The sequence below is a fragment of the Collinsella sp. AF29-7AC genome, from assembly GCF_003475665.1.
In the GTDB taxonomy this organism is placed as follows: domain Bacteria; phylum Actinomycetota; class Coriobacteriia; order Coriobacteriales; family Coriobacteriaceae; genus Collinsella.
Genome location: NZ_QRQX01000018.1, coordinates 353 through 14,698 on the forward strand (window position 1 = coordinate 353; position 14,346 = coordinate 14,698).

Annotated in this window: 11 protein-coding genes and 1 pseudogene; 7 read left to right on the forward strand and 5 right to left on the reverse strand. The window is 55.0% G+C overall.

What is annotated here, in order from left to right; translation table 11 throughout:
• The 3 genes and pseudogenes from DWZ15_RS10575 to DWZ15_RS08160 form a co-directional block, all read left to right on the forward strand.
• Positions 1–434, forward strand: a pseudogene (locus DWZ15_RS10575) (IS30 family transposase); the annotation flags it as partial.
• Positions 435–828: 394 nt separating this feature from the next.
• The gene (locus tag DWZ15_RS08155) at positions 829–3,354 is read left to right on the forward strand and encodes a DNA cytosine methyltransferase (RefSeq protein WP_118450392.1); all 2,526 of its coding nucleotides are present in this window, start codon (positions 829–831) and stop codon (positions 3,352–3,354) included.
• Positions 3,341–4,573: a restriction endonuclease gene (locus tag DWZ15_RS08160; protein ID WP_118450394.1), complete on the forward strand. Its 1,233-nt coding sequence runs from the start codon at positions 3,341–3,343 to the stop codon at positions 4,571–4,573. The genes DWZ15_RS08155 and DWZ15_RS08160 overlap by 14 nt, the downstream gene beginning before the upstream one ends.
• A gap of 83 nt (positions 4,574–4,656) precedes the next feature.
• Here DWZ15_RS08160 and DWZ15_RS08165 read toward each other — a convergent pair whose 3' ends face one another.
• The 4 genes from DWZ15_RS08165 to DWZ15_RS08180 form a co-directional block, all read right to left on the reverse strand.
• Entirely contained in the window at positions 4,657–5,454 is a 798-nt protein-coding gene (locus tag DWZ15_RS08165; protein ID WP_118450396.1) for a hypothetical protein, read from the reverse strand.
• A gap of 74 nt (positions 5,455–5,528) precedes the next feature.
• On the reverse strand, positions 5,529–6,131 hold the full coding sequence (locus tag DWZ15_RS08170; protein ID WP_117799836.1) for a ClpP family protease: 603 nt from the start codon (positions 6,129–6,131) through the stop codon (positions 5,529–5,531).
• Between the two features lie 114 nt (positions 6,132–6,245).
• Positions 6,246–7,730, reverse strand: coding sequence for a VirD4-like conjugal transfer protein, CD1115 family (locus DWZ15_RS08175; RefSeq protein ID WP_158564414.1), 1,485 nt, complete (start codon positions 7,728–7,730; stop codon positions 6,246–6,248).
• A gap of 38 nt (positions 7,731–7,768) precedes the next feature.
• Positions 7,769–8,686, reverse strand: coding sequence for a hypothetical protein (locus DWZ15_RS08180; protein ID WP_117767002.1), 918 nt, complete (start codon positions 8,684–8,686; stop codon positions 7,769–7,771).
• A gap of 290 nt (positions 8,687–8,976) precedes the next feature.
• Between DWZ15_RS08180 and DWZ15_RS08185 the strand changes: the two genes are divergently transcribed.
• Positions 8,977–10,413, forward strand: a complete 1,437-nt coding sequence (locus DWZ15_RS08185; protein ID WP_118450398.1) for a hypothetical protein — start codon at positions 8,977–8,979, stop codon at positions 10,411–10,413.
• 84 nt (positions 10,414–10,497) lie between these two features.
• Here DWZ15_RS08185 and DWZ15_RS08190 read toward each other — a convergent pair whose 3' ends face one another.
• On the reverse strand, positions 10,498–11,301 hold the full coding sequence (locus tag DWZ15_RS08190; RefSeq protein ID WP_369833268.1) for a type IV toxin-antitoxin system AbiEi family antitoxin domain-containing protein: 804 nt from the start codon (positions 11,299–11,301) through the stop codon (positions 10,498–10,500).
• A 330-nt stretch (positions 11,302–11,631) separates the two neighbouring features.
• Between DWZ15_RS08190 and DWZ15_RS08195 the strand changes: the two genes are divergently transcribed.
• Genes DWZ15_RS08195 through DWZ15_RS08205 form a run of 3 tightly spaced genes read left to right on the forward strand, consistent with a single transcriptional unit; the run spans position 11,632 to position 14,221 of the window.
• A complete protein-coding gene (locus DWZ15_RS08195) occupies positions 11,632–12,174 on the forward strand; it encodes a DUF4342 domain-containing protein (protein WP_118450402.1) in 543 nt (180 codons plus the stop codon).
• Between the two features lie 18 nt (positions 12,175–12,192).
• On the forward strand, positions 12,193–12,942 hold the full coding sequence (locus tag DWZ15_RS08200; RefSeq protein ID WP_118450404.1) for a response regulator transcription factor: 750 nt from the start codon (positions 12,193–12,195) through the stop codon (positions 12,940–12,942).
• The gene (locus DWZ15_RS08205; protein ID WP_118450406.1) at positions 12,926–14,221 is read left to right on the forward strand and encodes a cell wall metabolism sensor histidine kinase WalK; all 1,296 of its coding nucleotides are present in this window, start codon (positions 12,926–12,928) and stop codon (positions 14,219–14,221) included. The genes DWZ15_RS08200 and DWZ15_RS08205 overlap by 17 nt, the downstream gene beginning before the upstream one ends.
• Positions 14,222–14,346 lie beyond the last annotated feature (125 nt).

Here is a 14,346-nt window from a genome sequence, read left to right on the forward strand (position 1 = left end):
GCCGCGTGTTCCGCGCCGTGCTCACCGACAACGGCCCCGAGTTCTCCGACGAGGACGCGATCGCGGCGCTGCTCGGCGAGGGGCCCGGCGAGACGAGGCTGTTCTACTGCGACCCCCGGCGCAGCGACCAGAAGGGCGCCTGCGAGCGCAACCACGTCGAGATCAGGAAGCTGCTGCCCAAGGGCCGCGGCCTCAGGTTCGACCGGCTCGCCCCGGCCGACCTGGCGCTGGCCATGTCGCACGTGAACTCCGAGCCCCGCGGCGCGCTCGGCTTCGCGACGCCCGCCCGCGCCTTCCGGGCGATGCTCGGCGGCGACGCGGCGGCGCTGCTCGAGGCGTACGGCGTGGAGGACGTGCCCGTCGAGGAGCTCGACCTGACGCCGGGGCTCATCGAGCGGGCGCGCGCGGAGAGGGGCGATGCCCCGCTGTCCTAGCCTAGAAGGAAAAACGGAATAGACGGACCGACCGTCCGGCTGAGTCTGGGAAGAGGCGCCGGGCGGCGGGCGGAGCATGGCCACCGGACCCATCGAAACACATCTCCCCCGTTCCTTCAACTGGGAAAATGCCGCCCCCGGACCCCGGGGGGGGCCGCGGGGGCGTTCGGCTAACTGCGGGAATGGCCTATTTGCTCAATGTGTTCGGCTGAGATCGAAAATCAACCTATCATTTAGATCAATTTATACGGCATGCGCTTTGGCATGACCATTCTGGTGAGTTAGAGGCGCCGAAGCGAGTCCGGTATTTTGGCTGTATTTTCCTTTGCCGTCCGCTAGTTCAAATAAAATAAATTACTTGCGTATTGGCTGCAGGATTGGATATTAATTAGCAATGCTACGTGACGGTACCCTCACATATGTTTCCCTTTTCAGCTCCGCAGGCGTCGGCTGCTATGGTTTTAAACAAGAAGGGTACCAATGCATCGCTTCCAATGAACTCAACGCCCGTAGGATGGCTGTACAAAAGGCTAACAGCAAATGCCATTTCAATGAGGGGTACATCATTGGCGATATTACCGAATCTGTGGTCAAGGAGAAAATTTACAGCGAAATAGATAAATGGCGTAGGTTGGGCAATGATTCAGTCGACGTCCTTATCGCAACGCCACCCTGCCAGGGGATTAGCGTAATTAACCACAAAAAAAATAAGAACGACATTGCTCGCAACAGCCTGGTTGTAGAATCAGTTCACATCATAAAGCAGGTACAGCCGCGGTTTTTCATATTTGAAAATGTTCAGGCATTCCAAAAAACGATTTGCGTCCCAAACAATGGAGAGCCCGTTCGCATTGGTGAATATATCGAAAAAGAGCTTGGCACCAACTATGAAATTTGTGCCAGGATTCTAAATTTTATGAACTATGGTTCAAACTCATCAAGGACAAGAACACTCGTAATAGGAGTCAATAAAAAATATCAGAATTTTATTGCCCCCATTCAGCTTTTCCCTGCCTATCAAACCGAAAAAACCTTGAGGGAAGTCATCGGCGGGTTCCCAAAATTGGAGTGGGGAGAAATCTCCGGCTCTGACTTTTACCATGCTTTTAGGACCTATAGACCCCAAATGCGATCATGGATTCACGACATTAAAGAAGGTGAGTCTGCGTTTGACAACACCGATCCCGAGAAGAGGCCCCATCACTTTGTCAACGGAAAGCGAGTCGAGAACGCGAGAAAAAATCGCGACAAGTACACTAGGCAGCTTTGGGACAGATTCCCCCAGTGCATCACAACCCGAAACGACCAGCTTGCTGCGCAAAATACAATTCACCCCGAGCAAGATCGAGTTCTCTCTATTAGAGAGCTCATGGCACTCATGACTATTCCTGACAGCTTTCAGTGGGTTCCGTATCAGCTTGCTGAACTAAATAATATGCCTCACGAAAAAAAGAGAGAGATCTATAAGAAACACGAGTTGAACATTCGTCAATGCATCGGCGAGGCAGTGCCGACAAATATCCTTCGGCAAGTTGCTTCTCGCATCAGGGTATTTCTTAGCAGTAGGCATTTAGGGCCCGCCGAGACAACTACAGTTGTATCGACTCTCACAAATAAAGGGAAGGACGCCCTGCAATCTTACATAAGCGATAACCCAGACAACCTTGACGAGGCTTCTTTCATGAGGGTTGTTGAACTCTGCAATGCAAAGCGTGAGGAAAATGCCGCCTATTACACGAATCGTTTTATTACCAGCAAAATTGGTAGTGCTTTACCGATCTTCACCAAAAATCATATTCGCATTCTCGAACCTTCTGTTGGTGCGGGCGGCTTTCTACCAGTTGTTTTCAAAACATATGATTATATTCCAAAGGTGACATTGGAAATAGTCGATATCGATGAAGACAGTCTTGACGCTTTAAAATTGTTACTCAGGCGCATGGAAATACCTGACAATTTTGAAATTATTTTTCATAAAGCTGACTTTCTTGCTGAAAAATTCTCCCAAAGGTTCGATCTAGCTATCGGGAACCCTCCTTTTTCAAAAATAAAAAACCCCTCAAAAGAGGTCATCGAGACACTCAAGCTGAATGTCAACAAAAATACAAAAGATACGGCTGCGGCATTCCTTGAAAAATGCACTCGCATCAGCAATTGCGTTGCAATCGTTTTAAATAAAACTATTTTGAGTTCCTCTGAATATGAATTGACTCGCACAATGCTAAGGAACATGAGAATCGATACCGTTATTGACTTCGGTCGTTCTGGTTTTAGCGGCGTTTCAATTGAAACAATGTGCTTGATCGTATATCCGAACTCAGCCCCAGGGAAGACGACGGTTCGCAACACAAAGCACAATTTATTGCTAGAACAGAAGCAGTCTTACATTACCGACAAGAAGTATCCGTGCTTCCTTCTCTACCGTAACGATTCCTTTGACGCCGTTGCTTCCAAACTGTCTTTCGACGCATTCCGGGTATTCCGCGATCGACAGATTACGAAAAGAATAACAACTCATGTTTGCACCCCTAATTCAATATGGGTGATTAAGGCGAGGAACATTAACGATGACGGTTCTGGCGTTACCCACCTTAATGGCTACGACGTTTATATCGACGCTGATGCTGCACGGGAAACCAGCGCATTCGCCTATATGGATCGAAACGATGTCTATTTGACTCCAAACATGACGTATAACCCTCGTGTTATACGGAATGATATCGGCGCGATTCCCGACGGCTCAGTCGCAGTGTTGATTCCAAAATATAAAATGAAGCTATCTGAACGACAGAGACTCTTTTTCTCCACCGACGAATACCGTAGCTTCTATCGTATCGCAAGAAATCTATCTACTCAGTCAATTAATGTCGATGCTGTTAGTGTTTTTTTCTATGGAGTGTTGAAAGATGAACAGTGCTGAACTCGCCGCATTCTTTGCTCGCCATGAATACGACCTTAGGAACACGCGCAATGGCTGCTGGATTGACCAAAAATGCACAATGGACGTTGTCTGTTTTGTGGCAAATCAAATAATTGACTATCTCGAAAGCGGGGGCGCCGAGCCATTTACAAACAAGGATATCTGGAAATACCGAGGCGCCGTCGATCAAGTCCAGATGGAATTTACAAAACCAAATCCTTTGTCGAGAGCCATGGTTGATGAATACAATAAGTTTTATCGACAAATTATGAAAATGCTAGCAGCAGCTGGGGTGCTCAACGAGACAGGCAAAAGACCGATTTATTTTACAGTTGCCTCGTATGAAGTGCTCGATTATATTTCGAGAAAAGATGTAAACGCCCTTCTTTTCCTCTGTGGCTATATCGAAAAAACACTTAAGGATAGCTGTGCATGGAAACCTTTCAGAATCTTTTTTGAAGAGCAGGATGAGGCGTCTTACAAGAGGCTGAAAGAAGCTTTCGCCTCCTTTGAAATTGCGAATACGCCCAAGGGAACCCCACGCGAAGCCAATCGTATATTTGCAAAGGTTGTTAATCCACTAGCATTCAGGCGTAATATGCACGGCACTGTTGGTGGTCATTTATCTCCCAATGTAATTACTAAAAACGACATTATTTACAACCGCCCAAATTGGCGAGATGTAAATAATGGCAAAGATAATAACATCGCGCGCAGTCAATTTGTTCCTCTCGTCGAGTATGACAGCAAGAGCGAGCAGGCGATCGCCAAGGCAATGGGTGAAGTTCGTAACCTAAACACTGCCTATCGTGATGGTCGCTCCGAAGTTCTAGACTGGAACGCCACTGACATCGCAAACGCGGCCCATCATATGTTCCCGAAAAGCCAGAAAAAGGAGATTGCGTCCTATCGCGAAAACCTAATTATGCTTACTGCCGCTCAGCATATGGGAAGTGCCCATCAAAACGGCAAGACCTCTACCATTGACTTGAACTATCAATACAAATGTCTCGTTTCCAAATTACGACGAATCCAAGAATATTCTGTCGATAGTAATCCTGAAGTTGCACATTTTTACAGCCTTGAACGCTTCGCGTCCGTTCTGGATATCGGACTCGAAACAGATTATTTTAAAACCCTTCCATTTCTCGATTTCGCACCAATAGAAAGTGGTCTTGATCTTTTCTACCCCGACCATCCAAAAATGAACATCAGCTAACACGAATGGCAGCCGACAGTCAGGAATTCATCTCGGACTGTCGGCTGCCATTCGCAGGAGCATCCCGTAAGGGCCTCATCCACCTATTTCCCGCGCTCCTCATACCCGCGCTCAAGCTTCTTCCCAAGCTCCGCGGCATTGCGCTTCGTCTCCTCAATAAACAGGTCATCGATAGCCCTGTCGATTCGCACGCAGGTCTCGAAATGCTCGTCCTTCCAGGGCAGATCGAGTCCCAGACTCGTATCCCAATAGCCGCCGAGCTTTGCGTTGATTACGTCCTCGGGGTACAGCACGTCGCGACGAACGCCTTCAATCGCCTCGTCCTCGTCCATATCGCAGGCTGCATCGTCCTTCTCGAGGCACTTGCGCAGCTCCTTTTGCTCGCGGATGCGATGCAGCGCGCTGGCGCACACCACAGCCAAAAAGCGATAACGTTCGCATAGGTCCCATTCGCCGCCGAGCCATACGCGATAGCCTAGAACGACGCTTGCAGGCTCCTCGTTCAGTAGGAACAGTTCCCACGGGTACACCTCAGCACACGCGGCCTCCCCTGACTTTTGCGCGCCACTGCGTGTAAAGGCGCACGGCTCCACGTCGTAATAGCCAAAGCCGTGGCCTGCACCACGACGATTGATGACATGCTTGGGCAACAGGACGATCTTGTCGCTGGGCTCGGGATCTATCTTCCGCAGCTTTTTGATCTTGCGGCGGGCGCGCTTTAGGTCGCGCTCGTTATCGACACGGCCACGGTCATCCGGCTTGCCGCCGTATCGCAGGGCAACCTCGGGTGCCAGGATCTTTGTGTCAGCAGCGCACAGCAGGTCGCTCACGGTGGGCAGATCTTCCCACTCAATACCGTCGACATCCCAAATCCTACTCATGTTCAACCTCTTTCTGGCTGTTCAACTACGTGCTCATTCGCCCTGTTTAACGTGCTTGTAGGGCATATGCCCCGCTAGAGCGCCTTCTTACTCGGAGCAATCACCTCGTCCACCAGGCCCAGCTCCAGGGCGCGCTTGGCGTTGCACCAGCAGTCGCGCTCGGTGAGCTCGTGGAACTCCTGCGCGCTCAGGTTGCCATGCTCGGCCAGCAGCTCGTCCAGCTCGGCGCGCATGGCCGCTGTATGCTGGGCCACAATCTCGATATCGGTCTGCTGCGCCATGCCTGTGCCGCCCATCAGTTGGTGGATGAGCACCTGCGTGTGGCGGTACACCTGGCGGTGGTCGCCGCAGGCCAGGATCACCGCGGCCATCGAGGCCACGACGCCCTCGCCCACCGTGATCACGGGGCAGTCGAGCGACTGCATGGTGTCGATGAGCGCCAGCCCCGCCGTAACGCTGCCGCCCGGGCTGTTGATGATGAGGGTGATGGGCTCGGCCGCGCTTTGATGTTCCAGCACCAGCATGGACTTAATGAGGCCGTTGCAGGTTAGGTCGTTGACCTCGCCCTCCAGCAGCAGCACGCGACTGTTGAGCAGCTCGCTTGCCATATCTACGGCGGCAACGCGACCGTCCTTAGACTTCTTGATGATGCTGGGTTCACGATACATAACGGACATGGTAATTCCCTTCTAAACGGAATCGGTAAGGAGGCAAAACGGGGCCGCACGGTTTACGGCTAATGGAAGCCGTGCGGCCAAATAAGCAAGATGGAGCACGCGAAGCCGCAAGGACTAATCCCTCAGCCACTTGGCCGCATTGGGATGATCACCGCAAAAATACTTCTTGGCACGGAAGGGGCGCATGCCGGTCACTTTGACCAGACAATCGGCGCGCGGCATAAGCCCCACCTCGCCCGGGGTTATCACGCAACCGCGCACATCGACGGCAGTGCGCTCGGCGCCCACATAGTTGGTGCCCAAAACCGACTCGCCACACAGCTCGCTTATGTAGTTCTGCGTCGCGATGTTGCTGCCGCCGCCCATGTAGACCAAGCTGTCGCAGTTATCGAGGATGGTATGAGCTGTGGTTTCGCCATACACACCATCGAGCTGGCTCAACGACTGCGCGCACATCAAAAAGCTCATGCCACGGCTGCGCACGGTCGCAATACTCCGCTCAAAATCGGGGATGCGGCCCACGTTGGGAAACTCATCCAGAATAAACTGCACGCGGCGCTGCAAATGCCCACTAGGGCTGGCGTCGGCGCGGCGCTGGGCCAGGTTAAACAGCTGCTTAAGGGCAACGTTGGCAAGCCATGCATTGGTCGAGTCGTTGTCGCTCACCTTAAGATCGATTACGCGCTTGCCCTCGTCGATACGGTCAAGACGCATTTCATCTTTCTCATAGACGCGCATAAGCTGGGGAGTCTTAAGCCGCGAGATGGTCGCATTGAGTGTGATCAGAATACTCTTAAGCGTCCTATCGGCTGCTCCGCGAAAATCGCGGTACTGCTCAACGCCATACAGGTCCGCGTTCGCCGACTCATACCTGCCAAGAAATTCCTTGGACTCCACCTGCCCCACAAGGTAGTCCAACGGAAATCGGCCCTCGCCATCTCCCGTGACCTTGATGAGCGCGGCCAGCTTAAAGACGTTGTTCATCTTAAGGTAGCGGCGCGGAGCCGTGGGATCCCCACCCGGCGCAAATGTGCCGGCAAGGCACTCCAAAAGGAACAGGATTCCAATAATCGCTCGGAGCAGCAGATCGCTCGCGTTGTCCCAAAACGGGTCGTTCCTAAAGCTGCGCCCATCAGGATCGACCCCCTCCATGATTGCCGCCACTGTGGTGGGGATATCCTCGACATCCATCACGTAACGCAGAGGGTCGTATCCGGCCGACCGCTCGGGATTAACAGTATCGAGAACCGTTACCTCGTAGCCGTCCTCTTCAAAGCCTTTCCCCGTACGGCGCAGCAGCTCACCCTTGGTGTCTGTGACCACATAACAGCATTCGTGGTGATTGAGCAGGTTGGGCAAAACGAAACTCGCCGTTTTGCCGCTGCCGGTTCCGCCAAAGACAAACACGTTGTTGGACACGCTCGTCTCCCAGTGCTTATCGCCCTCGTAAAAAGCAACCGTGGCACCGTGCGCCAAGATCACATCGCGCTGCTCATCGCCGGACGACAGCGCCTGCATTTCCTCCTTGGTCGCCCACTTCTTGGCTTGATACTCCGTTTGCTGTGCGGCCTCGTAGCCGTACATCTTAATGACCGACATGTCACGGCCCCTTTCTTGTCGATGGTTCTGCGTAGTTGCTAGGAAATACGGCCGATGCCTTCGCCCTCCTTGGGGCTTGTCGCGCATGGCAACTTGACCGCGCCGTCAATCAGTCGCTCGGCCTGCGCCACATAGCTCTCGCGCGCCACGGTTGAGACCGTCCCGTCGCGCAGATACGCAAGCAACGACTCGATCATCAGCTTGTCGAGCAGGTCGTATCCCTTGGCCTGAGCGTAGTTGAGGGTGTAGCGGTCCCGAAGCCTCTGTACCTTGGTTGCCAAATCGGTTTCCATCTTTTCCTCCCTGTAATAAAAGTTCTGCCGATTGTCCGAAAGCGCCTCAAACGGGCGTTTGACACATAGCTCGAAGTTGAAACGCGAACTCGCATCGAATACGCGTTGCTGAATCACGCGGTAACGTTCGAAAAACATGACGGCATCGTCTTCGTCCGCCGTAAATCCATGCGATCCATCGCGATGCACGTGGTCGCTGGGTCTTTTGTAGTCGATGCTTCGCACAAAGCGAGACGGAATGCGTCCCCCTTTTTCGGACGAGTACTTCATACCTGTCGAAACCTGCTCAAACATGAGCACGCCGCTCGATTTAAAGCGCGGATTGCTTCCGTGCCGAAACAGGCTAATTAAGATGGCCATGCAGCGCATACAGTTATCGCGCTGGGGAAAGTACAGCGACAGCAAAGCGAGCGCCGCCGCGGCCAAAAGCTCGCGAGCCTCGTGCACATCGTCTCGATACTGCTCGGGCACCAGCCCGGGAATATCGGGTGAATGCTTTTCCAGTACGCCAACAAGCGCCTTAGCGAGGCGTTCAACGTTCTCCTCACCGCAGTACGGATACGGAAACGGCTTCTCTGCCTTCACGTTCTTTTCGCACATGCCACGGAGGTCTTCGTCGAGCGTGTTGAGGAATACCTCATAAATGTTGTCTTCGTTCTTCATGGATGCTTCTTCCTGTCCAGTTGCAAATGTTTGTCGGTAAGTTTGTTCTAGGTTTTAGAATGTTCTGAGGCATAGGTAGTAGTTATTGACCTAACCTGCTGCTTCGTAAGTGAAATTGCCCTGCTCGATAGCGCAGTTTGCCTAAAGGCTGCATAGCGGTTGTATCAAGCAGTTATTATTGAGTTGGTTTTGGATTGCTTCGAGGATAGCACAGTGCGCTGTTCTCGTCATTAGAAATTATCAAATTATTCTGCTAATATATAACCCACTAAGAAGAAAGGTCTCTATACATGCGTGAAACAACATCATTGCCACGTCTCACCGCCGCCGCCCTCTCACGCGCGCTTAATCTGGAGCAGGGCAGCCGTCTACTCACCGTCCGTCTGCCTGGCGCCATCGACTGTAAGGCGCTTCGTGAATGTTTCAGTCTGAACAGCAACGGCGTACCCGATATTTGCGAGCTTGAACCCGGCAGGCAGGGCGCGGGCAATGGCGATGAGGCTCCGGTGTTTATCGACGCATCGGGGTATTACTGTACGGGCAAACACGACATCGAAAAAGAATGTATCGCCTTGATCGATTACTTAGAGCCCGGCTACCTCGATTTCTGTGACTGGGGTCCCTTTATTTGGTGTCTGTATGCGCTCGCCCTTTCGAATCGCACTCGCGCAGCCGTAGTGCTGCCCGCCGACCTACTCGATAAAGCCGAGCAGGCGCGCACGATCCTGATACGCGAAGGACTCATCGAGAGCGTCGTGTATTTGCCACTTTCTGAACCCAGGCCCTACATGACAAGCGCGCTTCTCATACTGTCTTCGGGAAATCGCAGCGTTGCATTTCGCAGCGCAATCGAATCCGGGCCGCGTTTTCGATATGTGACAGAAACATCGTATTACTCAGATATCACCTTTGCTATCTCCCCCGACTGGACCCGCATTGATACCAATACGTCCAGATCAACGCCTATCGAAACGTCCACTTTTGCCACGCGTGAATTGCTGCTGCATCGCGCAGCCCTCTCAAAAGGCAAAATCAGCCTTATCAGCCTCACCCGAAACTACAGGGCTACGCTCGGTGACGCTTTTACGCGAGTAGCTCCATTTATGCCCCGCGAGAGCACCACATCAAACGACATTGATGCAATCGAGGTACGCCGCATCTCATCTCAGGATTTTCAAGACGGCAACCTTCTACCCGTAGATGCTGTAGAGAGTGCAAATGGCTCGGATTCCAAAATCGTAAAGGTGAACCCCAGCGTTCTCGATCGCTACGAACTCCGCGCTGGAGATATCGTCATGCCACGCATGCTGGGTCGCTACGGCGCGTCCAACCTGCTCGTCGTCAGCGCCGATGACGCGAAGCAACACCTGGTTGCTTCGCATAACACCACCGTCATTCGCCCGTCGTTCCAAACGATGACCGAAGAGGAGCGCGTGGTGTTTTCGGAGATAATCGTTGGATACCTTACAGAAGGCCATGGAGCGCAGCTGATTCAAGCATTAACCGAAGCAGCCAGCATCCGCGCCATCCGCCCTAACGACCTGTTCGAGATCGAAGTCCCGCCAGCGCTCGACCCGCGCACGCGCGAGTACAGCGAATCCATCAATCGCTTCGCCGAGGTCGTAGACGCAAAGAAACAAGCCGAGGCTGCCGTCGCCCAAGCCCAGCGCGACCTCGAAGCCGCAAAGAAGGCCGTCACTCAGGTGGTCGACCAGACCTGCGAATAGAGCATAGACGGCAGCAACGTCCCAAGCCGGCGGCAGGAACTGGTCCTGCCGCCGGCTTAACTATCCCATGTCCTCCGTTTCGCATTAGCCGTTTAGCACAACCAGCAATGGCCTCATCAGTTCGCGTCGTTTGGCGGTTTTAGAGTTCTCTTCCACGAGTTCTTTCAGCCGCTGCGTATCGAGCCCACGCCCAAGCGCGTCGTGATAGGCATCGATGATTAATGAAGGATCCTCGCAATCGAGGCAAAGATCGACAAGCGTGCGCTCGGGTTTGGTTACCGGCAGGTCGTCGAGCCAAACGATATCCTGCTCAGCAATCTCGCGCTTTGCAAAAGAAAGGGATTCGTTTCTTGTATTGATGCGCATGGGTGCGGTCATTCTGTAGGGGGACAGATAGAAATCGCCCATTTGCTGTAGGTTCGCCGCAGTCGTACCGCTCACGGCAATGCCATCCCACTGGCGCTTTCTCTCCCACGCGCAAAGGGAGGGATTGGTGAGCTTCCAAAGAGCGTTGAGCTCGTCGGTGTCTCGGCGCTGTGTTCCAACCATCCGGTAGGCGCCGTGGCATATCCGCTCAAGACGCCCCGCACGGCATGAGTGTGCCAGCGCATCTCGAGAGATGCCCATGCGGGCCGCCTGGGCCGTAGTGAACACGCCCTCGCTCTCGGAAAGCTCACTTATCGCCGTTATGTTGCTAAAGTACTTCATGTCGCAATTATAGGATATTTTCAGACTTTTGCAACGTGATTTTGATTCTATATGATCGGCATGCCTTGTTTGTCCCTTTTCTGCCGCTGCCCTGCTGCTTGGCAACAGCTCTTCTCCATCGAGGTCTAATACTTTTCCGCGAAGTGAACGGCTGTTTTTGGACCCCTGGAGCATCCGCATTTTTCGGCGGCAAAATCGCAGGATTCCAGTATCGAAACCGCAGGAAACAGTGGCCTTAAAGTGTCGATGCTTCGGGGGTCCGATTTAGCTCGTTCACTTCTCGGAAAAGTATTAGACCTCGCTGCTAGCTACCCAGAAGGACACCTCTCTCTTCCCTACTGCCACCCAAAAACTCATCCAACATTAATCTTGGCTCAAGAATCGCTTAATCTATAACCTGCACTATAGAGTTCGACCAAGGGCGGAGCGGTGCAACGCAGGCCGCCGAACACAACGCTCGCGCCTGGGTAGATCGCCCGGCGTCGCGCCCATCGAACGAAAGGAAAGGTCATGGACGACCTCGAAAAAGTTGAAACTATCCGCACCAAGTGCAACGTGAGCTATACCGATGCCAAGGCCGCGCTCGACGTCTCCGACGGCAACGTTCTGGACGCCATCATTTGGCTCGAGTCGCAGGGCAAGACCCAGACCACGTCGGCGCACGCCGCCACCGAGTCCGCGCCGGCCGACGAGCCCTCGGCCGAGATGGTCGCCGCGCAGGTCGCCTACGAAAAGTCGAGCGAAAAGACCGACTTCTCCAAGAAGATGGACGGCGTGTGGGAGTACCTCAAAAAGCTCTTCCGCCTGAGTCTGGACACCAAGTTTATCGCCACGCGCCGCGACGCGATCATCCTCAACATCCCCATCCTGATTCCCATCGTCGCCCTGTTTGCCTGGGGCGCCACGATATGGCTGATGCTGCTTGGCCTGTTCTTTGGCATGCGCTACCGCATCGATAGCGACGGCGACGTGCCCGGCAGCATCAACAACCTGATGGACAGCGCTGCCAATGCCGCGGACGACATCAAGCAAAATCTGAACGACGACAAGTAATCGCAGACGGGAGCACGCATGGCACGGATCCTGATCGTAGAGGACGAGGAGAAAATCGCCCGCTTTGTGACGCTCGAGCTGGAGCACGAGGGCTACCAGGTGGAGCACGCCGCCGACGGCCGCACCGCCGTTGACCTGGCGCTGGAGCGCGACTACGATCTGATTCTGCTCGACGTGCTGCTGCCGCAGCTCAACGGTATGGAGGTGCTGCGGCGCGTGCGCAAGCACAAGGATGTGCCGGTGATCATGGTCACCGCGCGCGATGCCGTGATGGACAAGGTGGCCGGGCTCGATGCCGGCGCCGACGATTACTTAACCAAGCCGTTTGCAATTGAGGAGCTGTTCGCACGGATCCGTGTGGCGATGAAACGCTCGGAAGCCGTGCGGGCGGCTTCGGGCGGTGCGGGCGGGTGCGCCGTTGCGATACCCCCGGCTAGCGACTCGGCCAAGACCTCTGCCGTGCCCTCCCCCGCCGTGCTCACCGTGAGCTCGGTTGCGCTCGACCCCGACCGCCGCGAAGTCACGGTCGGCGGCTCGCCCATCGCGCTCACGGCTCGCGAGTTCGACGTCCTCGCCCTGCTTATGGCGCACGCCGGCACCGTGCTCACGCGCGAGCGCATCGCGCACGAGGCGCTGGGCTACGACTACGTGGGCGACACCAACAACGTCGACGTGCACATTGCGCACCTGCGTGCCAAGATCGAGGACGCTGGCGGAGCCCGTATCATCCAGACCGTGCGCGGGGTGGGCTATGTCTGCCGTGCGTAACGCCGAGGCCAAGCGCGTCACCTCCATCGCCCGCGCCATCAACTGGGGCTATATGTGGCGCCGCTTGGTGAGCTACGTCTGGCTGGATCTGTTACTGCTGCTTGTTGCGGCGGCGATCCTCGTCTATGGCTACAACCAGACGCTGCCCGATGGCGCGTTTACCGCGGGATGGATCCCCGGCGCCGCCGTTCGCAGCATGTCGCTGACCCCTGCGCGCGGCTGGGACCTGACCACGCTCACCTATACCGTCGAGCTCGCGCGTAACACCAAGACCTTCCCCCTCGCACAGGACCTCGTCACGCTATGGCCTCTCTGCCTTGTCGTTGCGGGCTGGCAGGTTATCAGCGTGCTCAACATGCTCGGCGGAGCCCGCCGCGTGCGCCGCACTATGGCGCCGCTCAACGACCTGGCCCTGCGCGTTGACGAGCTCGGCCGCATGCAGCTCGCCGGCGGCAAGATGGAAACGCTCGAGCAGGCCATCGAGCGCGCAAGCGTCGACTCGCCGAGCGTCACCACCGGCGATGCCGATCTGGCGAGTATCGAGGTCGCGCTCAACCGCCTGCTGCGTCAGATGCAAGAGGCAAAGCTGCAGCAGATGCGCTTTGTCAACGATGCAAGTCACGAGCTACGCACGCCCATCGCGGTGATTCAGGGTTACGTGAACATGCTCGACCGCTGGGGCAAAAACGACCCGGACGTGCTGGCAGAATCCATCACCTCGCTCAAAGCCGAAAGCGAGCATATGCAGGAGCTCGTGGAGCAGCTGCTGTTTTTGGCACGCGGCGATGCCGGTCGCACCGTGCTGCGGCGCGCGAATACCAACCTGGCTGCACTGGTCGGCGAGGTTTGCGAAGAATCACAGATGATCGATGCCGGGCACACATATCGGCTGGCGTACGATGCCGCACTTACCAGCGACCCGCGCTGCAGCGCATCGGTTGACGTGGCACTCGTGAAGCAGGCACTGCGCGTGATCGTGCAAAACGCCGCCAAGTATTCGGACGCGGGCACGCCCATCTCGTTTGGCGTAGCGCCGGATGCGGGCGCGGGCACGATCGACATAGCCGTTGAAGACGAGGGCATCGGCATGAACCAGGAATCCGCAGCTCAAGCGTTCGAGCGGTTCTACCGTGCCGACAACGCACGCGATGCCGGCGCACAGGGCTCGGGCCTGGGGCTCGCTATCGCCAAGTGGATCGTCGACAGCCACGGCGGCGTCATCGGCGTGACCTCGGTCGAGGGCGTCGGAAGCCGCTTTACGATTCGCCTGCCACGGTAGGGATGCCCCCTCGTGGATCGAGGTCTAATACTTTTCCCGAGAAGTGAACGACCATATTCGGACCCCCGAAGCATCCGCATTTTTCGGCCGCAAAATCGCAGGATTCTAGCATCGAAACTGCAGGA